The sequence below is a fragment of the Rhizobium sp. 01N447_2 genome (assembly GCF_056399245.1).
The window spans coordinates 42,876-65,205 of record NZ_JBFTQY010000024.1 but is presented as its reverse complement, the minus strand read 5'-3'; the positions used below and the strand labels follow the sequence as shown (position 1 = coordinate 65,205).

17 protein-coding genes are annotated in these 22,330 nt (G+C 61.3%); 8 read left to right on the top strand and 9 right to left on the bottom strand.

Annotated features, from left to right (window positions below):
* Positions 1-12: 12 nt before the first annotated feature.
* Both AC1ECN_RS18520 and fhuB read left to right on the top strand, forming a co-directional pair.
* On the top strand, positions 13-891 hold the full coding sequence (locus tag AC1ECN_RS18520; protein ID WP_477953767.1) for an iron-siderophore ABC transporter substrate-binding protein: 879 nt from the start codon (positions 13-15) through the stop codon (positions 889-891).
* Positions 891-2,861 (top strand): Fe(3+)-hydroxamate ABC transporter permease FhuB, encoded by a 1,971-nt coding sequence (gene fhuB / locus AC1ECN_RS18515; protein ID WP_477953765.1) that lies wholly within the window; start codon positions 891-893, stop codon positions 2,859-2,861. Before AC1ECN_RS18520 ends, fhuB begins: the two co-directional genes overlap by 1 nt.
* Before the next feature lie 262 nt (positions 2,862-3,123).
* Here the strand turns inward: fhuB and AC1ECN_RS18510 are convergent, their stop codons facing one another.
* The 7 genes from AC1ECN_RS18510 to AC1ECN_RS18480 all read right to left on the bottom strand — a co-directional run bounded on the left by AC1ECN_RS18510 (position 3,124) and on the right by AC1ECN_RS18480 (position 13,484).
* Positions 3,124-5,265, bottom strand: coding sequence for a TonB-dependent siderophore receptor (locus AC1ECN_RS18510; protein WP_477953763.1), 2,142 nt, complete (start codon positions 5,263-5,265; stop codon positions 3,124-3,126).
* A 254-nt stretch (positions 5,266-5,519) separates the two neighbouring features.
* On the bottom strand, positions 5,520-6,401 hold the full coding sequence (locus AC1ECN_RS18505) for an alpha/beta hydrolase (protein WP_018071864.1): 882 nt from the start codon (positions 6,399-6,401) through the stop codon (positions 5,520-5,522).
* Positions 6,402-7,157: 756 nt separating this feature from the next.
* Positions 7,158-8,390: an amidohydrolase family protein gene (locus tag AC1ECN_RS18500; protein WP_027688859.1), complete on the bottom strand. Its 1,233-nt coding sequence runs from the start codon at positions 8,388-8,390 to the stop codon at positions 7,158-7,160.
* A gap of 9 nt (positions 8,391-8,399) precedes the next feature.
* On the bottom strand, positions 8,400-9,749 hold the full coding sequence (locus AC1ECN_RS18495; RefSeq protein WP_130705816.1) for an 8-oxoguanine deaminase: 1,350 nt from the start codon (positions 9,747-9,749) through the stop codon (positions 8,400-8,402).
* A gap of 37 nt (positions 9,750-9,786) precedes the next feature.
* Entirely contained in the window at positions 9,787-10,983 is a 1,197-nt protein-coding gene (locus tag AC1ECN_RS18490) for an amidohydrolase (RefSeq protein WP_130705817.1), read from the bottom strand.
* Positions 10,984-11,001: 18 nt separating this feature from the next.
* Positions 11,002-12,039 (bottom strand): questin oxidase family protein, encoded by a 1,038-nt coding sequence (locus AC1ECN_RS18485; protein WP_477953760.1) that lies wholly within the window; start codon positions 12,037-12,039, stop codon positions 11,002-11,004.
* A complete protein-coding gene (locus AC1ECN_RS18480) occupies positions 12,036-13,484 on the bottom strand; it encodes an NAD(P)-binding domain-containing protein (RefSeq protein ID WP_477953759.1) in 1,449 nt (482 codons plus the stop codon). The genes AC1ECN_RS18485 and AC1ECN_RS18480 overlap by 4 nt, the downstream gene beginning before the upstream one ends.
* Before the next feature lie 219 nt (positions 13,485-13,703).
* Between AC1ECN_RS18480 and AC1ECN_RS18475 the strand changes: the two genes are divergently transcribed.
* From AC1ECN_RS18475 to AC1ECN_RS18465, 3 genes are all read left to right on the top strand, one after another.
* Complete coding sequence (locus AC1ECN_RS18475; protein WP_477953757.1) at positions 13,704-14,990, top strand: ABC transporter substrate-binding protein; 1,287 nt, start codon at positions 13,704-13,706, stop codon at positions 14,988-14,990.
* Positions 14,991-15,142: 152 nt separating this feature from the next.
* Positions 15,143-16,084, top strand: a complete 942-nt coding sequence (locus tag AC1ECN_RS18470; RefSeq protein ID WP_024322519.1) for a carbohydrate ABC transporter permease — start codon at positions 15,143-15,145, stop codon at positions 16,082-16,084.
* On the top strand, positions 16,081-16,899 hold the full coding sequence (locus tag AC1ECN_RS18465) for a carbohydrate ABC transporter permease (protein ID WP_024322520.1): 819 nt from the start codon (positions 16,081-16,083) through the stop codon (positions 16,897-16,899). The genes AC1ECN_RS18470 and AC1ECN_RS18465 overlap by 4 nt, the downstream gene beginning before the upstream one ends.
* 12 nt (positions 16,900-16,911) lie before the next feature.
* On the opposite strand, the gene AC1ECN_RS18460 is transcribed toward AC1ECN_RS18465, so the two are convergent.
* Together AC1ECN_RS18460 and AC1ECN_RS18455 are read right to left on the bottom strand one after the other, a co-directional pair.
* A complete protein-coding gene (locus AC1ECN_RS18460) occupies positions 16,912-18,060 on the bottom strand; it encodes an ABC transporter ATP-binding protein (RefSeq protein ID WP_477953754.1) in 1,149 nt (382 codons plus the stop codon).
* Between the two features lie 46 nt (positions 18,061-18,106).
* Positions 18,107-18,892: an SDR family NAD(P)-dependent oxidoreductase gene (locus AC1ECN_RS18455; protein WP_477953752.1), complete on the bottom strand. Its 786-nt coding sequence runs from the start codon at positions 18,890-18,892 to the stop codon at positions 18,107-18,109.
* 164 nt (positions 18,893-19,056) lie between these two features.
* Here AC1ECN_RS18455 and AC1ECN_RS18450 point away from each other — a divergent pair, with 164 nt between their 5' ends.
* The 3 genes from AC1ECN_RS18450 (at position 19,057) to AC1ECN_RS18440 (ending at position 22,276) form a co-directional block, all read left to right on the top strand.
* Positions 19,057-19,908, top strand: coding sequence for a DeoR/GlpR family DNA-binding transcription regulator (locus tag AC1ECN_RS18450; RefSeq protein ID WP_130674271.1), 852 nt, complete (start codon positions 19,057-19,059; stop codon positions 19,906-19,908).
* Positions 19,909-19,978: 70 nt separating this feature from the next.
* Positions 19,979-20,779: a BtpA/SgcQ family protein gene (locus AC1ECN_RS18445; protein ID WP_018071844.1), complete on the top strand. Its 801-nt coding sequence runs from the start codon at positions 19,979-19,981 to the stop codon at positions 20,777-20,779.
* A gap of 15 nt (positions 20,780-20,794) precedes the next feature.
* Entirely contained in the window at positions 20,795-22,276 is a 1,482-nt protein-coding gene (locus AC1ECN_RS18440) for an FGGY-family carbohydrate kinase (protein ID WP_477953750.1), read from the top strand.
* Positions 22,277-22,330 lie beyond the last annotated feature (54 nt).

The window sequence follows — 22,330 nt, the reverse complement described above, 5'->3', positions numbered from 1 at the left end:
GCTGAGCGTTCAATGGGGATTTCGCGGCGCTCCTTTTTGCAATTCGCGGCTGCCTCGGTCGTTCCAGCTCCGCTATTTGCACAGTCGATGGGCCCAAAGATCGTCAGCCTCGACTACGGTMTTGCGTCCACTCTTTTATCCCTCGGATTGCCTCCGGTCGGGATCTCGGACCTCGCCGATTGGGACAGATGGGTTGTCGAGCCGCCGATGCCAAAATCCGTTGTCGATATCGGCAGTTCGTTCGAGGTCAATTTTGAAATTCTCGTCACGCTGAAGCCCGACATTATCTTGACCACACCTTACCTGGATGAGCTGTTGCCCAAACTACAGTCGGTGGCGAAAGTCGTTCGGCTGGAAATCTTTACGCCGGGCATCGGACCTATTCTTCCCGCTGCCATCGCGGCGACGCGTAAATTGGCCGTTGAGCTTGGCCGTGAGAATGAAGCAGAGCAGTTCCTTGCGCGAGCCGACGCCTTCTTTGCGCAATGCCGCAGTCGCCTGGTGGGCAAGAACCTGCCGCCGGTCGCCCTGGTGAACTTCATGGATGCCCGCCATGCCCGCATCTACTCGAGTCCCGGACTGTTCCACAATGTGCTTGAGCGCATCGGTGTCCGGAACGCCTGGACCAGAGAGTCGAATTATTGGGGCTTTGAAACGATCGGGATTGAAGATCTCTCCAAGGTCACTGATCCGGACGCGCGTCTGATCGCCTTTGACCCGATTCCTCCGGACGTTCTTGCGAAACTCGCTCAGAGCCCGCTGTGGAACAGGCTTTCGTTTGCACGTCCAGGCCATTTGTCGATTCTGCCGCCAGCCCTGATGTTCGGGATGGTGAACGAGGCCGTGCGCTTCGCGGGTCTTTTGACAGATCTTCTGGAAAAGGAAGCTTGATGGTATCCCGCCGCGACAATATCGGGCCAGCAATTGTCTTCCTCCTCCTGATGTGCGGTGGAGGCGTGGCATCGTGGTTTCTTGCCGCTCCTGCGATGTCAGAAATGGCTCGACCGGATTACGATGTCACGCGAATGGTGTTCACCTATTCGACGCTTCCCCGTCTTGCGACGGCGCTGATTGCCGGAGCCGCGCTTGCCTTGTCCGGTGCGCTGTTTCAGCAGGTTTTGCGAAATCCGCTGGCCGATCCGACAACCCTCGGCGTATCGGCCGGAGCAAACCTGGCGCTGGTGGTAACATCGCTGTTTCTTCCGGACTTGCTAGGCGCCGGCCGTGATCTTGTCGCTCTGATCGGCAGCGCGACCGCGGCTGTAATCGTCGTCAGCCTTGGGGCGCGCCGCGGTTTTTCGCCTTATTCGCTTGTTCTGTCGGGGCTGGTTCTCAGTCTATGGTGCGGCGGCCTCGCTGCCATCCTGACCTATTTGAACCAGCGCTACCTGTCGAGCCTGTTTATCTGGGGCGCCGGCTCGCTGGCACAACAAAGCTGGGTCATTCCCTTATCGCTTCTTTGGAAGTTCGTTGCCGCCGCCATCGTCTGCGCTTTCGTGATCAGGCCGCTTTCGCTTCTCGATCTTGGCGAGAGCAGTTCCACGGCACTCGGCGTCAGATTGGTCCGTCTGCGTTTCGTTGTCGTCGCCCTTGCCGTTGCGCTTACTGCGTTTGTCACGAGCGCCGTTGGGGTGATTGGTTTCATTGGACTGGTCGCGCCGACGATTGCACGATTGTCCGGAACACGGCGTCCCGCGCAGCTGATCTTCTGGTCCCCCCTGATCGGCGCCGGGCTGCTCCTTTTCGCCGACTCCATCCTGCAACTCGTCGCCGGCGGGCTTGGTGATTTCTTGCCGACGGGGGCGGTGACGGCCATCTTCGGTTCGCCGCTGCTTCTCGCGCTCCTGCCGCGGCTGAAGATCCGTCATAGACTACAGCAATCGCCGACGTTCGGACGGCCACGTCGATGGGATGGAAGGGCACCGGTCATCATCACGGCCGCTGGACTGCTCGTGCTGTTGATGGTCAACGTTTTTCTCGGACGTGACGTCAATGGCGGCTGGGCTTTTGCTTCCGGCGAATTTTCGGTCGATGTCCTTGCGATCAGGATACCTAAAATCCTCGCCGCCCTGGCATCGGGCGCGATGCTTGCTGTCGCGGGCTCCATCCTTCAACGGCTGACCGGAAACGAAATGGCAAGTCCCGAAGTTCTGGGAATCAGTGCCGGCGCGACCTTCGGTGTTGCGATTGCCCTGTTTGCCGTCGCTCCAGGGTTTCCCGGTCAATTTGCATTTGCCGTGGCCGGTGCGATCACTGTGCTTGTTGTCATCTTCGTCAGCTCCCGGCGATCCGCGTTCGCGCCCGAGCGCGTCCTGCTTGCGGGCATTGCCTTAAGCGCGATGGTCGATGCCGTCGTCGGCGTGTTGAGCTCGACGGGAGATCCGAGAGCAGTCCTGCTGATGCGATGGATGAGCGGGTCCACCTATCTTATCGACGGGTCGACCGCCGCAATGGAGGTGGCGCTCGGCGCCGTGCTGATTGCCGTCTCGCTCGCCGTTCGCCGCTGGCTTGACATACTTCCTCTTGGGCCGTCGCCTTCGGCGGCGGTCGGTATACCCTTGGYGAAATCGCGATTTGCGCTGTTTGGCCTCGCAGGATTGTTGACGGCTGCCGCGACGCTCACGGTTGGCCCATTGTCATTCATAGGCCTCATGGGACCTCACCTTGCGCGGGAGGCGGGATTGGTGCGCGCGCTGCCGCAAATGGTTGGCGCCGCTCTGATCGGAGGGGCGCTTATGGTTGGAGCTGATTTCGTCGGCCGCACGATCGTATCGCCCTACCAGATCCCGGCCGGTCTTGTTTCCGCACTCATCGGCGCGCCGTTCTTGATGCTGATGATGCGGAAGCGCCGGGCCAGCTGAGGTTGCCCCTAGGAAGGGGATGGCCATGAGGCAGGCACCCGCAGGGCCGTGGCTGTCATCGCGGCGATGAAAGTCCGCCATCAATAGGAGCGGTTTGCTCCGTCAGCGAAGATCCGCAGACAACCTGTCATTCACGACGCCGGCTACATTTGCCGCGCGTCTTTTCAGAGGCGCGGCACTGTAACACTTTGAATGACTGCATAATTCCGACGCTCAGATTGCGGACGCCGCCTTGATCAGACAAAGGCGGTCTCCACCACCTTTACCAGGAATACTTCAGCGTGCCGACGACCTTACGCCGATCGCCGTAGAACTCAGTTCCGTAATAGCTGGTGGCGAGATACTTATGGTCAAAGAGGTTCGTCGCATTGACGGCCAGCGTCACGTCCTCGGTCACCTTGTAGCTGAGTGCGGCATCAACCAGCGTATAGCTGGCAAGCGACACCGTATTTGCATCGTCACCGTAGGTTTGACCGATATAGCGGACACCTCCCCCGATCGTCAGGTCACCGCGCCATCCATCTCCCGGAATCGTGTAATCGAGCCAGGCCGATGCCAGATGTCGCGGCACGCGGGAAGGCCGGTTACCGACATTACCGCCCGTCCCGTCTTCGCGGATTTCAGCATCCCAATAGGAATAAGCAAGCGTCAGATTGAGCCTGTCGTTGATTGCGGCTTTCCCTTCAAGTTCGATGCCGCGCACACCGACCTTGCCAATCTGCTCCTGCACCGGAGGGCTGACATAGCTCGGCACATTCGTTTGGGTAAGATCAAACAGCGCCAAGGTGAAAAGGCCATCAAACCCATCCGGCTGATATTTGAGGCCAACCTCGTATTGTTCACCCTGCTGTGGTTTCAACGATCCTGTCACAGCGTAGCCGTTTGCGGTCTGCGCGACGAGCGGCTGGAAGCTTTCCGAATAGTTCGCATAAGCTGCGAGATTCGGCGTAAATTTATACGTCAGTCCGGCCCGCTTGGTGAAAGCTGATGCCGTGTCGTAGTCGCTTGTCCCGCTATCAAGGTAATCCGCAGTCGTGTGAACCTGGTCCCATCGTCCACCCAGGGTAACGATCCATCGATCGTCGAACGTCAATTGCTCCTGAGCATAGATCCCGAGCGCCTGCTGCTTGACGCGCCAGTTCACGTAAGGGCCAAGGTTAATGCAGGAAAGACCGCAATAGACCGGATTATCAATATCGATCGGCCCCGCCGTGCCGAACAGGATGTTTTCGCGCGTATTGTCACTGGTGTAATCGACGCCGACCAGCGTCTTGCTGTCGATCCCGTCCCATACGGTATCGTACTGCAGCTGATTGTCGAAGGCGTAGCGATTGGACATGCCGTCAACTGAGAACGCCGTTCGATTGGACGTCGGATCCAGCGATGCGCCATAGACTTCAGCGTAGTCCAGGCTCAAATGTGTATAGCGAGCGTTGGAGCGAAAGGTCAGGTTGTCGTTGATCTCGTGCTCGAACTGGTATCCGATGTCGACCTGCTCCGTATTGAAGCGATTGAAGTCCGGTTCGCCGAGGAAGGTGTCGATATCGATATTTGCGCCCGTGGGAAAGCCGCGCGCGCCCGTTCCATCGCGTTTATAATAATCGGTCAGAATGGTGAGCGAGGTCCCCTCTTCCGGCTTGATCGTCAGTGCCGGTGCAATGTAGGTGCGGTCGTCGTTCGAATAATCCAAGCCCTGGTCACCGTCCTTGGCAAGTGCGGTAAGCCGGTAGGTCCACACGCCATCGGCATCGATCGGGCCGCCGAAATCCGCACCCACTTCCTTGGTACCATCACCATAAGACGTGTAAACTTCGCCATGCTTCTCATCCAGGGGCCGTTTGGTGATTGCATTGACCAGTCCTCCCGGGCCGTTAAGGCCAAAGAGGGTCGAAGTCGATCCTTTCAGGACCTCGACGCGCTGAAGACCATAGGGTTCGAGGCGGCTGGCAGTGAACCAGGCGGGAATGCGCGCCGCCAGTCCATCCCGGTAGGTGCCAAGCGCCGTCTGATCAAAGCCGCGAATTCTTATATAGTCGTAGCGGTCGTCGTTACCGAACTCATCCGAAAAGACGCCAGCGGTATAAGCGACCGCCTGCTGAAGATTGTCCACATGACGCTCTTCCAACTCTTTTTGCGTCACCACCGACACGGACGCCGGTACATCGACGACCGGAGTATCTGTTTTGGTGCCTGTGGCGGTATCCTTGGCAACTATGGTGCGATCAGGGCCAACCACACGATTCGACTTGCCGGTTATGACGATCGGGGCCAATTGCGTCGCCTCTTCCGCATTGTCTTGTGCCCAGCCAATGCCCACCGATCCGAACGACACCGTCATCAAAGCGCTGCTCGCAATCAATCGGCTTGTGAATATGCGCAACTTTCCCTGTAGTCCCACTGTCATACTTCCCCTGTCAGACCAATATTCAGCAGTGTGACGGCCGCCCCTCCGGCCACTGCAGCGAGTCCGTTTACTAAAACAGGAGAATTGGAGTCAACTTATTAATGAAAGTTTGTGACCAAGTTTGGGGACCATGGGGTTTAGGGCCAATACGGAGATACGATGCAATCCTGAACGCCCCATGTCGCACTGACCTTGACGGGTGCACGGCGCGAGGACGTTCGTCTCAACTACGATCGTCTAACCGTCGGAGAGCGTCACAGGTCGGTCAAACTCTGGACGGCGAACGCGATACCAACCGCGCGATTTACGGCCGCTGCGAGAACGGACATGTGGGTCTCGCCGGCATAAAGCTCGAACTCGGTACGCAATCCGTCGGCAGTGCCGTTTAATCGCTCTGCCATCTCTCGCGCCAGGAAGACGGTCCGCTCCGTCTTCCTCTTCTCCAGACGCGCGTGGGCATCCTCGTTCCGGTACTGGAAGGGTGCCAGCTCATCGCCTTCGTATTCTCCGGCGGACAAATGCAGGAAGGGTGCATTCGCCGGTGCCTCTTGACGTTGCGCCTCATTCTTGAGGATTTCGCTGTTCTCCCAATAGATGGTTGGGCTGGCCGCAATCCAATTGGCAAACAGACCTGGACGCTCGAACAGGGCATAGAGAGTAAAGAGGCCGCCGAAGGAATGTCCGAAAAGCGATCGGCGCATCGGGTCCAGGATCACCATCTCTGCGATCCGCGGGATAAGCTCGTTTTCGATGAAATCCACCAGCTTACCGGTCCCTCCGATGACAACCGGCGGACCGCCCTCAACGAACGGCGGATAGGATTTGACCGGCGGAGGGCCCAGGTCCCAAGACCGGCGGAGCGGATCATAGGGCTCGTCGGACGGGTAGCCGATCGCCGCGATCACTCCCCAACCGACATTCGTCCCCGTCGGATAAGGTGCCTGAGTGACCAAGCTGGCGACCGCGAAGGGGAAAGTGGCGTTGCCGTCGGTCATGACGAGAAGCGGCCATCCTCCCGCCGGCGGTCTCTCCGCCGGAATGGAAAGGAATATGCGATAGGGCTCGCCGCCCGCAGCAGGAGCCAGATCGAAAAAACACGTTCCGGGCATCGAATAGACGCTGGTATGATTGATCATGAGAAAGTTTTCTGATGCTTGGAAAAGAGGATGGGAGAAGGGAAATTGATGTTGGTGCAGTTCACTAGTGGGTTTCGAAGCTTTCAAGGTTGGTGCAGCGCTTGCTGATATCCGGACTTCCGCGAAAGCGCATCGGCAATCACGGTTCGGAGGTTTGCAGAGGCTGATCTAACCTAATTCCAGGCATGATTTGAAGACGCGGAGCTATCGAGCCGCATTTCGATCCAACAGATGAATTCGCAGGGCCTTCAATTCAATCATCTCCGAACACTGCTAAGCCGACGTCTGTTTCGTAACTTTCCTGGGTTTGCAACCCCGAGGCGGTAACGTGAACCAGACGTCGGAGCCACCCACTTCTCAAGCGTCGTGGCCTTGTGCGCGGCCGGGCTTTTTTCCCCTAAACGACAACCGRCCAAGTATGGAGATTGATGCCGATCATCCATGTGGACGCCACCGGCAGCACTTCCTTTATCGCTGACCCGTTTAGGAGAGCGCCTGTTTAGCCCCGGAGAGATCCGGGCGCCTACGTCGCCGTGAACCCGTTAGAGGCTAGGATGTGCGGACATCAATGATCATCGTATTTGAGCCTCAATGAGTTGCTCACGGGTACTGATCGGACCCTGCCTTTCCAATAGAAAACTAAGGATTCTCATCTCCATAGGCGCAAGCGCTATTCTCTTGCCTGAAACGATGACGGCGTGCGGCCCGAAGCTGCTGGCGGAGACCGATCCGCCTAGAGCGAAGCGTATGCGGTGCCTAGCCTGGGTCCAGGAAAAGCTGCGGCCGCGGGCGAAGGAAGCTCCGACGACCATTTTTCCACCCGGCGCTCGCGGGCGCGATTGTCGCGACGGCATCGGCAGCCGAGGGGGCGTCGAAGACGACGATATCTGCCGCGCTGCCGATCGCAATGCCGTAAGCCTTTCTTCCCAGGAGGGTGGCAGCCTGTGTCGTGATCATGGCGAAAACACCGTCGAAGCCATCGGGGGTGCCGATCTGGGCGATGTTGGCGTAGAGATTGGCCATGCGCATCAGGTTGACGTCGCCGAAGGGCGTGAACGGATTCAGGACATTGTTGGTGGAGATGGTCGTGACGACGCCGAGCGCTGCCAGGCGGTGGGCGGGTGTCACGCCGCGCGGGACGAGATGGGTCGAATCACGGCCGGTCAGGAAGAGATCGGTTGCCGGTAGGACGGTCAATGCGATGCCAGCCTCGGCAAGACGGCGGCCGATCGGCTCCAGTTCTTCCGGCGGCAAAGCAGAGAGCTTGGTGACATGGCCAACGGAGACGCGCCCCTGGTACCGGCGCGCGACGGTCTCGGCGATGACGACAGGGAGATTGGAGCCTGCGGGGTCGAGGTCGAAATCGAGGTGGAAATCGACAGCAACGTCGTGGCGCATGGCGAGGTCGAAGATGCGGCGGATGTGTTCGACGGGCTCCGGATCGGTGTAGGGGCAGCCGCCCACAAGATCGGCACCCATTTTCATCGCCTGTTCCAGCATCTCCTCAGTGCCGGGGTCGTTCGTCAGGCCCTCCTGGGCGAAGGCGCAGATTTCGATGTCGAGGAGGCTGGTATAGTCGGCCTTCAATTTTCTGATCGCCTCGAAGGAGCGGAAGCCGGCGCGCGGGTCGATCTCAACGAAGGTGCGCAGGCGGGTGGTGCCGTGGAGGATCGCCTTTTCAACGACTGCGCCAGCACGGGCATAGACGTCTTCTTCGGTGAAGGCCGCCTTGGCCCTCGAGGTCTCGCTGACGGCCTCCGTGAGTGTCCCGGTGCAGAGATTGCAGCGGCTGATGATGCCGGCCTTGTCGAGGTGGATATGGGTTTCGATCAGGCCGGCGCAGGCGAATTTCCCTCCGGCATCATGGTGGGGTGCGTCGCAGACGAAGCGAGGTGCGATTGCCGCGATGCGGCCTGCCTCGAAGGCGATGTCGGTCGGTTCGGTCAAGCCGGCTATACGGGCATTACGGATGACGAAATCGATCGCCATGGGGCCTCCTCAGACCGACAGAAGAAAATTGCGGGCGACGCGGTTGTGATCGGCAATCAGCGCCTCGATATCGGCACTCTCCGGCATGCCGTCGGTGACGCGCCATTCGCCTGCGATCATGACGCGATCAGCCGTGGTGGCGCCGCAAAGCACGAGGGCTGCCAGCGGATCACCGGCACCGGAGAAACGCAATTCGTCTAGCTTGTAGAAGGCCAGATCTGCCTGGCGGCCCGGCGCGATGATCCCGATGTCGTCGCGACCTAGCAGCCTTGCCGACCCAGCGGTCCCCCAGCGGAGCGCATCGAGATGGGTAACCGCTTCGGCGCCATAGGTCAGCCGGTTCAGCATCAAGGCATGGCGCACGCTTTCCATCAGGTTGGAATTGTCGTTGGAAGCTGAGCCGTCGACCCCAAGGCCGACAGGCACTCCTGCGGCTTCCAGCTCGCAGGTGCGGCACATGCCTGATGCAAGCACCATGTTCGAGGTCGGGCAATGGCAGATGCCGACGCCGTGCCGGCCGAGTTCGACGATCTCGGCATCGTCGAAATGAATGCCGTGGGCGAGCCAGGTGCGCGCACTCAGCCAGTTGCAGCGATCAAGATATTCCACCGGCGTGCAGGCGAATTTGCTGCGGCAGAATTCTGCTTCCGCTCTGGTCTCGACCAGATGGGTGTGGAGCCGGCAATCGTAGCGTTCCGCCAGCGCCGCGGTTTCGCGCATCAGTTCCAGCGTGACGTCGAAGGGCGCGCAGGGCGCGAGCGCCACCTGCGTCATCGCCCCTTCGGAGCGGTCATGATAACGCCGGAGCACACGCTCGCTGTCGGCAAGGATCACGTCGTCGTCCTGCACGACATTGGCCGGCGAAATCACGCCTTGCTGGTCCTTGATATTGAGACTGCCCCGCGTCAGCGTGATGCGCATGCCGAGGCGGGCCGCCTCCTCGGCCTCGACATCCATCGCGTCTTCGAGGCCGGCGGCATAGAGATAGTGGTGGTCGGAGGTGGTGGTGCAGCCGGATAAGAGGAGCTCGGTCAGCGCGAGACGGACGGCAAGACGGAAGGCTTCGGGCGTCATATGCTTTGCCCAGATCGGATAGAGCGCGCGGATCCATGGCCAGAGCGATTTGTTGATCGCAGCCGGATGGGCACGCGTCAGCGTCTGGAACATATGGTGATGGGTGTTGACGAGACCGGGGATGACGACATGCCGGCCAGCGTCGAAGCGTGCATCGACGGGGATCACAGGCTGCCGTCCGGCCGCAACCAGCTCGACGATGCGGCCATTCTCGATGACGATGCCTCCTTCGGCGCCTTCTGCCATGATGGCGAGCGGCGATTGGATCCAAAGTCGGCCCTTCATCTGCGGTGCTCCCATGCGCCATACATTGATGGAAAAATCAGACGACGAGCCGGCCCCCACGGGCGATAATAGTGCCGCCGCGAAATACGATGCGATCGAGGGGACGGGCAGCGACGGCTTCTGCCAGCGACGCGGCGGGCAAAATAACAAAATCAGCAGGTGAGCCTGCCTGGAGCGGGCCGACGGAGCGGCCGAGGATTTCGGCCGGCGCTTGCGTCGCCAGGCGGAAGGCCGCTGCCAGATCCTCATCCGAACGGAAATCCTGGCGATCGCAGAGGATGCCGACACGCTCCAGCATGTCGCCATTGCCGAAAGGCGACCAGGCGTCGCGGATATTGTCGTTGGCGCAGAAGAGCCGGACACCGGCGGCGGCAAGGCGCTTGACTGGTGGCATCGGCACGGCTCCCGGCGCGCTGGTCATGATCGCCACGCCCGATCCGGCGAGGGCCGCGGCAGTGCGGCCGAAATCGGCATCGTCCAACTCGCCGAGGCAGAAGGCGTGGCTGACGACCACCTTGCCTTCGAGGCCGAGTGCTGCCGTGCGATCGGCGATCTGGCGAAGTTCGAAGGCGCCGAGTGCACCGCCGTCATGCAGATGAATATCGAGCCCGACGCCGTATTTGCCGGCGACGGAAAAGATCGCATCCAGATGGCCGGTCACGTCGTTGTCGATGCCGGCGGGATCGAGGCCGCCGACGAGATCGGCGCCGGCGGCGATCGCCGCATCGAGCAGCCCGGCCGTGCCGGGATTGCGCAGCACGCCGGATTGCGGGAAGGCAACGGTCTGGATATCGACGAGATGACCGTGGGTCTGCTTCAGCGAGAGCACGGCCTCGAGGCCTTTCAGGCCGACTTCGGTATCGATGTCGACATGGCTGCGAACGGAAAGCGTGCCGTAGGCTGCGAGCTTCTCCAACAGGGCGCCGCCGCGGGCTTCGACCGGCAGCGCCACCGTGCGCCGCAGGGATTTTTCCGCCTCGATGCGCTTGGCGACCGTGTCGCCGGGAATATGCGGTATGAAGGGCAGGCCGATCAAAGTCTTGTCGAGATGAATATGGCCATCGACGAAGGGAAGGCAGAGCAGGCCGCCGGCAGCATCGAAACGCGGCACTGCGGGGTCGATGCCGGCGGCCGCATTCGGGCCGATCGCGGCGATCCGGTCATTGTTCAGAATAAGCGAGACGATCTCGCCGGCTTCGGTCCTGGCGTTTTCGACTACGAGGCTCAGCGTCATCAATTCTTCCATCATCCGCTATGCAATCAGCCCGACCCGGCGCGCCGCGACGACGCGATAGAGCGGATCCTTCCACACCTCTTCCTCCTGCAGGGCGGAAAAAACCAGGCTGACATCGTGTTCGTCGTCCGAAGCAATCGCGGCGCGCTTGATCTCCGTCCAGGCGGGCGCCTGTCGTCTGCGCACTTCTTCCAGCGCCTCGGCGGTGGGGAGTGCTGGAAAACCGATCTTCGGCACCAGCGAGGCGATCACCTGCCAGAAGGCGCGGTAGAAAGGCTCGGCATTTTCGAGGTGCGGAGAGACGAGGCGCAGCCAGTGCATACCGGTGAGGGAATGGAGTGCGGAAAAATCCATGGTTCCGGCAAAGAGAGCAAGCGAGGTCGCGGCCATACGGCGCGGTGTATCGGCATTGAAGGCAAGGCGGTCGATAACGGGGCGGAAGCCCGGAAGTGCGGCGACGGCGCGGATATTGTGCCAGAGCAGATCGGTTTCCGGCTCATAATCGCGGATGCCTTCGATAGTGCCGACATCGGCAAGGATCGTTCCTGGATCGTCCGTATCGGGCGCGGCACCAGTCGCGGATGGCAGCGGCAGATAGCACGCCGCCCAATAGCCGAGCGCAGTGCCGACCTCCTGGTCGTCCTTCTTGAGCACACCATAGGCAAGGCGCATCAGCGGATGCGTGGCGCTGCCGGCAAGGCCGTTCACCATGGCGGGCAGATAGGTGCGGATGACGGCATCGATGCCGAGCCGGCGGGTTTCGCCGATGAAGAAGGCACGGTAATCCGCCTCACGCGTGCGATCGCCGAGCGCCTCGGTCCAGGCTGCCCTGATGATCGGGGCAACCGGTGGCGGCATTGGGGGAAGTGCATGGCTCTCGCGATACTGCTCGTACCATTGTTCCAGCCGTTCCGGCGAGGCGCCGAGGCGATCGAGCGCGATCAGCACCATCGGAACGTGGTTGGCTAGCAGATAGGGAAACTCGACGCTATCCTCGCGAGCCCGCAAAAGGATGGTCTCCAATCCCGAAAATTGAACGGCGGCAGCCTGTCTCATGCCAAAACCTCCCTTGGTGTCATGACGTCCTCGTCTATGCCGGGATCGAAATGCGGTTCGTCATAGGCGGCCAATGCTGCAAGATACCGGTTGGAATCGTCGATGAACAGCGCTTTCACCAGCGCGCCGACAATGCGCGGCACGCCGTATTTGAGCCCGGTGACGCCATTGCTGATCGGGCCAAGGCTCGCCAGCGCGCCGGCATTGAACATATGGATGCGTGAAACCCAGCCGGCTTCGGCATATCTGGGCGTGAGTTCGAAACCGGGGCCGAGATAGGGATAGCCGGCAAGCAAGGCATTCTCCTCTCCCTGTGGCGGCTGGAAACAATCCTTCCAAAGCGCTGCGGCCTCGACGAGGCCGGCAAGCTCGGGCCTGAGTGCGAAATTAATCTCGTAACCGGTGCCGAGCAGGAGATGATCGGCATGATAAGTGCCGTTTGCGGTTGTCAGCTTGGCCTTGCCGCCGTCCATTACGAGCTCACGGACACCACAACCGAGCTGCATGGTGAAACCAGGGTGGCTACGGGCCCGGTCATATTGCTCCTGGGTCGGCGGCACCTTGAAATTGAAGTAGAGATGGGCGAAGCGCCAGCGCTCCAGATCCGGCAGGTCGGCGAAATGGCCGAGGAAGCCGGGAAAGTTTGTCCAGGCGAGAACCTCGGTGCGCGGCAGATCGCTTCGCGCAAACATCGTCACCTCTCGGGCGCCGGTTTCGAGCGCCGCCACCGCCCAGTCGAAGCTCGACGTGCCGCCGCCAAGGATCGCGACATCCCTGCCCTTTAGGAAATCAATCGCTATCGGTTCGTTGCTATGTGTCCAGGTGGATTTCGGCAGCGCCTTGACCATTGTGGGTATACGCGGGCCGCCGCAGCCGTCGATGCCGGTCGCCATCACCAGCTGGCGGCAGGTGATCCCGCGGCTGGTGCCGTCAGCCTTTGACAGCGTGAGAGCAAGTCCGCCTTCCGCCTGACTGATCGAGGAAAGCGTCGTGCTGTTTTCGACGTCGATCCCGACGGTCCTTCGAAACCAGACGAGATAGGCCATCCAGTCCTGGCGGCTGATCTTGTCGAGCGCTTCCCAGGCGTCGGCGCCATTCAGCGCCTCGTACCAGGAACGCAGCGTCAGGCTCGGGATGCCGAGATCCGGGCCTGAGAGATATTTCGGCGAACGCAGGGTCTGCATGCGGGCACAGGTGATCCAGGGGCCCTCGCGGCCCTCGTCGCTCTGATCGATCACATGAACGGACCTGATGCCGCGCCGCTTCAGGGCAAAGGCGATCGACAGGCCGGAGAGGCCAGCACCGCAGATCACGACGGAATGCAGGTCGTCGCGGTCCTCATTGCCGAGGTTCGGCCAGTCGGCGCAGAGGGCTTCTATGCGCACCATTTCATCATGGGCGCGACGTTCCAGCTCTCTCAGGCGCTCGTCCGGCGTGGTCTTCATGAATGTGCAGCTCGTGCGCGGTGGACAGGACAGTATAGACGCGCAGGGAAGGATCAACTCCCTGCTATTTTTTATGCAACGCGCACAAAATATGGACATTTCTGCGCGAATATGTTCTAATTTGTGATTTTTAATGTTTGTGCTTTTTTGTCAAGTGCGCTTGAGTGCGATTTTGTTTGATGTATAGTGCCTCAAGCCAATCAAAAAAGGGGAGCAAATATGAAATCGCTCAACAGTCTCACACGGAAATTGGCGATCGCGGGCCTCGTCTCGGTCGCATTTGTGGGCTCCGCCATCGGCGCCGACAAGAAATATGAGGGCATCACGCTCACGCTTGCCTCGCAGAACGACCAGTTCGCCGCCGTTCTGGCTGCCATCGCCCCTAAGTTCACCGAGGAGACGGGCGCCAACGTCAAGGTCGACATTCTCGACTATGGCTCGCTGCTGACCAAGACCACGACCGATTTCGTCGGCGGCACCGGCGGCTATGACCTGGTGACGATGGATATCGTCTGGGCGGGCCAATATGCCGAAAACAAATACACCGTCGATCTCACCGAGTGGATGAAGCGCGACGCCGCCGAACTGAAGCTCGACGACATCTATCCGACGCTTCTCAACGCGCTTGGCCACTGGGGAGACAAGCAGGTCGCCTTTCCCTTTGCCGGTTATGCCAACGTGCTTGCCTATCGCAAGGATCYCTTCGACGCCGCCGGCCTGAAGGCGCCGACGACGATGGAGGAAATGGTCGATGCCGCCTACAAGCTGACCGACCCCAGCAAGAAGATCTACGGCTTCGTCGCCAACGGCCAGAAAGGCCCGGCGGTCGCCCAGGACTGGATGCAGTACAATACCGAGATGGGCGGTTCGATCCTCGGCTCCGACGGCAAGCCGGCGCTGAATTCCGAAGCCAATATCAAGAGCCTGACCGTCTATAAGGACCTCTTCATGAAAGCGGCACCTCCCGGCGCCGTTAATTATGACTGGGGCGGACGCGAGGAAAGCTTCCGCCAGGGCATTGCCGCGACCATGCAGACATGGTCGGTCGGCGCGCCCGGCTATTATGATCCGTCGATTTCCAAGATCGTCGACAAGGTGGCGATCACGACGGCGCCCCGCGGCGCTGGCCTTCCGAAGGTCTATGGGATCGGCGGCTGGGGCATGGCGATCAACGCCGGCATCAAGGACACGCAGAAGGAAGCCGCCTGGGCCTTCATCAAGTGGCTGGTCAGTCCGCCGGTGCACAAGGAATTCAACATGATGGGCGCCGGCAGCTTCCTGCGCAAGAGCGAGATGACCGATCCCGATCTGCTGAAGAAGTTCCCCTTCCTGCCTGTCATCGCCGAAACCTTCGAGCATGGTGACGGCGAATATCGTCCGCGCATCCCGCAATATCCAGAGATTCAGGACCTGCTCGGCACCGCCGTCAACGACGTGCTCGTTGGCAATGCCGATCCCAAGAAGGCGCTCGACGCAGCTCAGGAAGCCGCTGCAAAGCTCTTCTGAGAACAAAACGGTTCCTCCCAGGGGCCGCGGCCTATGTCGCGGCCCTGCCATTTCGAGACCATTGATCCGATGCGCCTCGGGCTTCATGATCGGGTGAGCCCCGGGCTCGATCCCCGGGACGCGCATCGAACCAGGAACCCGATGGACATGACGTGACCCTATCCCTCACTTCCGCGCTGAAGCCCTCCCCGGCCTTGAGCGTTTCCTATCTCGAGCGCAGGCGGTTGTTCTTCATCCTGATGACACTGCCGGCCGTCATCTACGTGCTCGTCATCGGCGTCTGGCCGCTGGCGCAGGGCATCTGGTTCAGCCTCTACGAATATAATCTGCTGAAGCCGGCGCGGACGCATTTCGTCGGCCTCGGCAACTATATCGACCTTCTCTCCGACCCGGTGACACGTGGGGCCTTCGTCAATACCGTCATCTTCACCGTCGGCGCTGTGACCGTCGAACTGCTGCTCGGCTTTGCCATTGCGCTGGCGCTCTGGCGCGATGACCGCTTCAACCGGATCTGTCTCGCGCTGATCCTGATACCGGTGACGATCACGCCGCTGGTGGTCGGACTGATCTTCCGGGCGCTGCTGCTCTCCGATTACGGGCTTGTCGGCTATTATCTCGCCGAGTTCGGGCTTTCCGATCCGCGTGGGCTTTTTGCCAATCCGAGTTCGGCGCTGGCGACCCTTATCTTCGTGGACATATGGGAATGGACGCCGCTGGTGGCGCTGATCCTGCTGGCTGGCCTGAAAGCGCTGCCGGGCGATATTCTCGAGGCATCGGAAGTGGACGGGGCAACGGCGCTGCAGCGGCTGAGGATCATCGTCATTCCGCTGATGCTGCCTTCGATCCTGCTGGCGCTGACGCTGCGCACCATCGATGCCTTCCGTATTTTCGACAGCGTTTACGTGACGACGGGCGGCGGGCCGGGCAACGCGACCAACACGCTGATGCTGCATGCGGTGAAGCAGGGTCTGGAATTCTTCAATATCGGCCGCGCCTCGGCGATCTCCAACCTGACACTGATCTGCATCGCCGTAATCGCGGCAGGCTTCATCCTGTTGATCCGCAAGGCGGACAGAAAGGCGAACGGGCGATGAGCACACGCACCTTGAGCCGCATCGGCGAGCGCGCCTTCATCCTTGTCATGCTCGCCTTTTTCCTGCTGCCCTTCCTGTGGCTGGCATCGACCGCCTACAAGCCGTCGCGCGACATCTTCTCGATCCCGCCAAAACTGACTTTTACACCAACCCTCGAGCAGTTCGCGACGGTCTTCCGCCTGTTCGACGTCTGGAGCCTCGTATCGTCAAGCCTGCTGATCGCGGGCGGTTCGGTGATCCTGTCGCTGCTTCTCGGCGTGCCGGCAGGCTATGCGCTGGCACGCTCGACCAGCCGCTATGCCATTGCCGTTGCCTACTTCTTCATGGCGATCCGCATGGTGCCGGCGGTGGCGGCGCTGATCCCCTTCTATCTGATGATGCGCGATATCGGGCTGCTCGGCAGCTGGGTCTCCGTCGTGCTCATCAACGCGATGCTGAATTCGGCCTTCGTCACCTGGATGATGTTTTCCTATTTCCGCAGCCTGCCGAAGGAGCTGGAAGAGGCAGCGCTGACAGACGGCTGCACGCTGTTCGGCTCCTTCTGGCGCGTGGCGCTGCCGGCGGTGCGCTCAGGGGTCGTCGCCTCCACGCTGTTCTGCCTGATGTTTTCCTGGAACGACTTCCTCTATCCGATGTTCCTCACCCGGCTCGATTCCAAGCCGATCTCGGTGGCGCTGCTTTCAGCCTATGGAACGAAGGACATCACCTGGGGCACACTCGGCGCACTGGCGCATTTTTCGACGATCCCGATCGTACTGATCGTGCTTTTCCTCAACCGTTATTTCGTCCAGGGCCTGACGAAGGGCATTCACTAAAGAGACACCACGTCAGGCGCGAATGGCCGCCTCGGTGGCGGCATCGAACACGTGGATGCGGGCGGGATCGGCGGCAAGTGACAAGCGCTCGCCGATCTTGACGCGGCGGGCAGCGTCGATGATGACACGCAGGCGCGGGGCGGACAGCGTCACATCGTCCTCTTCGGCCGAAAGCGACTTCAACCGGTCGGCAGCCTCGACATCGACGTGAACGAGCAGGTTGGCGCCAAGATCCTCGACGAAGGCAACGGTTCCAGTGAGACCGCCTGCGTCGACCGGCTGGAATGCTTCCGGTCGGATGCCGAGCACAACGGCACGCCCGGCGGCGGCGGCGATGCGCGGCCGCTCGGCGAGCACCTCGCCCGAGAAAAGGATGGAGGCCTGGCCGAAGCGAGCCTCGGGGCCGTTCTCCGTCGCGAAGAGATCGGTCGCCAGCAGGTTCATCGCCGGCGAGCCCATGAAGYCKGCGACGAAGAGATTGGCCGGCTGATCATAGAGGTTGCGCGGCGTGCCGAGCTGCTGCAGGACRCCGCTTTTCATGACGGCGACGCGATCACCCATGGTCATGGCTTCGACCTGGTCGTGGGTGACATAGACCGTGGTGATGCCCGACATCTTCTGCATGCGGGCGATTTCGGCACGCATCTGGCCACGCAGGCGAGCATCGAGGTTGGAGAGCGGCTCGTCCATCAGGAAGGCCTGAGGGCTGCGGGCGAGTGCCCGGCCCATGGCAACGCGCTGGCGCTGGCCGCCGGAGAGTTGGGCGGGCTTGCGGGCGAGATAGTCCTCGAGCTCCAGGAGCTTTGCCGTCTCCTGCACCTTGCGGGCGATGTCGGCCTTGTCGAGGCCGCGGACGCGAAGGCCGAAGCCGATATTCTCGGCCACCGTCAGATGCGGGTAAAGCGCGTAGGACTGGAAGACCATGGCAATATCGCGATCGCGCGGGGCAAGGTCGTTGACGATGGCGCCGTTGATCGTCAGGCGGCCATCGGTGATCTCCTCCAGGCCGGCGATCATACGCAGCGCCGTCGACTTGCCGCAGCCGGAGGGGCCGACGAGGACCAGGAATTCGCTGTCGCGGATGGTCATGTCCAGATTGCGGATTGCCGCATAGCCATCACCGTAGCTCTTGCTGATCTGGTCGAAGACGATTTCAGCCATGCTCTTTCCTTGCTGAACGGGAGGCCTGTTGCAAGTCCTGGACGGGTCAGGTCGTGTAGACGCCGCCGGTGACGTTGACGCCCTGCCCGGTCATGAAGCGGGCCGAATTCGAGCAGAGGAAAACGACGACGTCGGCCACGTCTTCAGGCGTTTCCAGCCGGCCGAGCGGCGTCTGGGCGATATAATCCGCAACGACGCGTTCGGGCGTGACGCCGCGCAGGCTCGCTTCCCAGGCGATCTCGCGTTCCTGCATGCCGGTCTTGACGAAACCGGGGCAGACGGCGTTGACGCGAACGCCTGAAGCTGCGAGCTCGCGGGCGAGCGCCTGCGTCCAGCCGAGCACGGCAAACTTGCTGGCGGAATAATGAGCCAGCAACGGTGCGCCGATCTTTGCGGCGAGCGAGGCGGTGTTGACGATGACGCCGGTGCCGGTGCTCGTGAAACGGCGAGCGGCAATCTGGTTGGTCAGGAAGATGCCGCGAATGTTGACGTCGAAATTATAGTCCCACTCCTCATCGGTCAGTTCCAGCGCATGCTGCATCGTGGAGACGCCGGCATTGGCGCAGAGGATCTCGTAACCGCCCGTCTTCTCGACCACCTCGGAAAAGGTCGCCTCGACGGAGGCGCGCTTGCGAACGTCGATCGCATAGGCAGTGGCGCCGCTGCCGATCTCGGCCGCCGTCTGTTCGGCGGCCGCCAGGTTGATGTCGCAGATCGCCACCTGGATCGACTGGCGGGAGAGCGCGGTCGCGATCGCGCGCCCTATCCCAGTCGCCCCGCCGGTTACGATCGCACGCTTGCCGGATAGTTCTGGAAAGCTCGGAGACTGCATGTTCGCCCTCATCGACTGGAAACATCACCGATCRTATAACAACAAAATCATACACAACAAGAAAAATTTATGTTTGAATTTGTTCGAGTCATTCGATACATAGGGAGCAACAATCAGACAATCGTAGCCACGAGTTGCGACGGCGGGAGGATGAGAACGGTATCATGGACGCGGAACAGCAGATGGTCGCCGCAGCGGAAAAACCGAAGGTTCTGGCCCAGGTGCGGCATGCGCGCATCCTGGAGACACTGGCCCGCAAAGGTGCGGTCTCCGTCAGCGATGTCGCCTCCCAGCTTGCCGTTTCCGAAATGACCGTCCGCCGCGACCTGATCGAACTCGAAAAGGATGGCAGGCTGGTGCGCACCCATGGCGGCGCGGTGCGCAGCGGCAAGGCCTTCGAGCCGATCGCCAACGAGTCTGTCGACCGCGAGGAGCCGACTTTCGAATCCCGGCTGACGCGCAATGCCGCCGCGAAGCGGACCATCGCGATGGCGGCGGCAGGCGTTGCCGCCGGAGCACGCACCCTGGCACTCGACGTCGGCACCACGACCTATCTGCTGTCCGGCCTGCTGCTCAACCAGCCGCATACGAAGATCTTCACCAATGGCGTGCGCAACGCCATGCAGCTCGGCACCGGCTTTGGCGAGGTCTACCTGCCTGGCGGGCGCATGCGTGGCGAGGAAATGGCGATCAGCAGCCAATCGGCCGTTTCGCAATTCGAGGAACTCTGGTTCGACATCGCCTTCGTTGGCGTGTCCGGGATTACGGCGCAGGGAATTTACGACTATTCCTTCGAGGACACCGACATGAAGCGGGTCTATCTGCGCCGCGCCACGCAGAAGGTGGTGCTTTGCGATTCCACCAAGTTCAAGCGTATGTCGCTGGTGCATATCGCGCCGCTGCAGCAATTCGACATGCTGATCACCGATGCCATGCCGCCGGCCGATCTTGCCGATGCGCTCGCCGCCGCTGGCGTCGATGTGCGCATCGCGCCCGAGGAGCAGCCGCTGCTTTGATTTGCCCTTTCCCGCATCCGTCCCCCGGCGGATGACTGTTCCACTCGATTTCGCTTCAGGGAGTTCCCGCATGGTCTTCGACTTTTTTGGCGTCAAGAAGAAGGCGGTCATCGCCATGGCGCATATCGGAGCCCTGCCCGGCTCGCCCGCCTATGACGCCGCCGCCGGTGTGAACAAGCTCGTCGACGACGTGCTTTCCGACATCGAGAAGCTGCAGGCGGGCGGCGTCGACGCCATCATGTTCGGCAATGAGAACGACCGGCCCTACGTCTTCCAGGCGCCGCCGGAAGGGCTGGCGGCGATGACGTCGATCGTCGAGCGGGTGAAGCCGCATCTGACCGTGCCGTTCGGCGTCAACTATCTCTGGGATCCCTCGGCAAGCGTTGCGATCGGCGCGGTGACGGGCGCGAGCTTCGTTCGCGAGATCTTCACCGGCGTCTTCGCCTCCGACATGGGCATCTGGCAGCCGGATTGCGCCAAGGCGGCACGGCTGCGACATAGCCTCGGCCGCGACGAGATGAAGATGCTCTTCAACATCAACGCGGAATTTGCCCATTCGCTGGACCAGCGACCGATCGAACTCAGGGCGAAGAGCGCCGTGTTCTCGTCGCTCGCCGACGCCATCCTGGTGTCGGGACCGCTGACCGGACAGGCGGTCGATCAATCGGACCTCAGGCGCGTTTGCGAGACGGTCAAGGATGTCCCTGTCTTTGCCAATACCGGCGTCAACAAGGACAATGTGCGCGACATATTGAGCGTTGCCAGCGGCGTCATCATCGGCACGCATTTCAAGGTGGACGGCAATACCTGGAACCCGGTCGACGGCGACCGGGTAAAGCGCTTCATGGAGATCGTCGAGGCGCTGCGCTGAACGAGAGGAACCGCCATGTCCATCACGCTCGGCCTCGATATCGGCACCACCTCCACCATCGGCATCTTGATCGAACTGCCGAACCGCGTGCTCGGCCTCACCTCACGGCCGTCGACGCTTCATTCACCGCAGCACGGCTGGGCCGAGGAAGACCCGGCGCAATGGTGGTCGAATGTCTGTGAGATCACCAGCGAACTGATTGCAACGAGCGGGATCGAGGCTAGGCAAATCTCGGCCGTCGGCGTGACCGGCATGCTGCCGGCCGTCGTGCTGCTTGATGACGCCGGCGACGTGCTGAGGCCCAGCATCCAGCAGAGCGACGGGCGCTGCGGCAAGGAGGTCGAGGAACTTAGGGCCGAATGGAATGAAGCGGATTTTCTCGCCAGGGCAGGAAACGGCATCAACCAGCAGCTGGTGACGGCGAAGCTGCGCTGGATCGCCCGGCATGAGCCCGCGGTCTTCGAGCGCCTCGCCACGGTCATGGGCTCCTATGATTTCATCAACTGGAAGCTGACCGGCGAAAAGGCCATCGAGCAGAACTGGGCGCTGGAAGCGGGCTTCGTCGATATCAATACCGACAGGCTCGATGACGAACTGATCGGGCTTGCCAGAGTGCGGCGGGACGCCATTCCGAGGAAGGCCGCTTCGCATGAGGTGCTTGGCCACGTGACCGATGAGGCGGCCAAGGCGACGGGGCTCGCACCCGGAACGCCTGTTATCGGCGGGGCAGCCGACATGATCGCCTCGGCCTTCGGCGCAGGGATCACCAAGGCGGGCGACGTGCTGCTGAAATTCGGGGGTGCCGTCGATATCCTGACGGCAACGGATGTCGCGCGGCCCGATCCTCGCATGTTTCTCGATTATCATCTGGTTCCGGGGCTTTACATGCCGAACGGCTGCATGTCGACCGGCGGCTCGGGGCTCAACTGGTTCATCAGCACCTTCGCCGGACGCGAGGAGATCGCGGCAAAGGCGGAGGGAATATCCGCGCACCACTATCTCGATCGGCTGGCGGCGGCATGCGCGCCCGGCGCGGACGGGCTGACGATCCTGCCTTACTTCCTCGGCGAGAAGACGCCGATCCATGATGCCGGTGCGCGCGGCGTGATCGACGGGCTGACGCTGTCGCATCATATCGGCCATCTCTGGCGGGCGATGCTGGAAGCCTACGCCTATGCACTGCGCCATCATATCGACGTGCTGAACGACATAGGCCATCCGACAACGCGTTTCATCGTTTCCGACGGAGGATCGCAGAGCCGTATCTGGATGCAGATCGTTTCCGACGTGCTGCAGCAGCCACTGCAGGGTCTCACCGGCCATCCCGGCTCCTGCCTCGGTGTCGCCTGGGCCGCGGCGATCGGTGCGGGATTGACCGAGGATTGGTCCGGCGTGACGGCCTTTGTCGGCCAAGGTGACAGAATCCTCCCCAATCCCGACAATGTAGCGGTTTATGATCGGGGTTATCGGACCTATCGTGCGCTTTACAGGCCATAGACCGAGCGGGATTTGATAGCGTGACGACACCGGCAGAACGGGATTCCACGAGAC

Bases quoted from the DNA above. Each gene is read 5' to 3' on its own strand.
- AC1ECN_RS18510 (WP_477953763.1), bottom strand. From the start codon at position 5,265: ATGACAGTGGGACTACAGGGAAAGTTGCGCATATTCACAAGCCGATTG.
- AC1ECN_RS18505 (WP_018071864.1), bottom strand. From the start codon at position 6,401: ATGATCAATCATACCAGCGTCTATTCGATGCCCGGAACGTGTTTTTTC.
- AC1ECN_RS18500 (WP_027688859.1), bottom strand. From the start codon at position 8,390: ATGGCGATCGATTTCGTCATCCGTAATGCCCGTATAGCCGGCTTGACC.
- AC1ECN_RS18495 (WP_130705816.1), bottom strand. From the start codon at position 9,749: ATGAAGGGCCGACTTTGGATCCAATCGCCGCTCGCCATCATGGCAGAA.
- AC1ECN_RS18490 (WP_130705817.1), bottom strand. From the start codon at position 10,983: ATGACGCTGAGCCTCGTAGTCGAAAACGCCAGGACCGAAGCCGGCGAG.
- AC1ECN_RS18485 (WP_477953760.1), bottom strand. From the start codon at position 12,039: ATGAGACAGGCTGCCGCCGTTCAATTTTCGGGATTGGAGACCATCCTT.
- AC1ECN_RS18480 (WP_477953759.1), bottom strand. From the start codon at position 13,484: ATGAAGACCACGCCGGACGAGCGCCTGAGAGAGCTGGAACGTCGCGCC.
- AC1ECN_RS18465 (WP_024322520.1), top strand. From the start codon at position 16,081: ATGAGCACACGCACCTTGAGCCGCATCGGCGAGCGCGCCTTCATCCTT.
- AC1ECN_RS18455 (WP_477953752.1), bottom strand. From the start codon at position 18,892: ATGCAGTCTCCGAGCTTTCCAGAACTATCCGGCAAGCGTGCGATCGTA.
- AC1ECN_RS18450 (WP_130674271.1), top strand. From the start codon at position 19,057: ATGGACGCGGAACAGCAGATGGTCGCCGCAGCGGAAAAACCGAAGGTT.
- AC1ECN_RS18445 (WP_018071844.1), top strand. From the start codon at position 19,979: ATGGTCTTCGACTTTTTTGGCGTCAAGAAGAAGGCGGTCATCGCCATG.
- AC1ECN_RS18440 (WP_477953750.1), top strand. From the start codon at position 20,795: ATGTCCATCACGCTCGGCCTCGATATCGGCACCACCTCCACCATCGGC.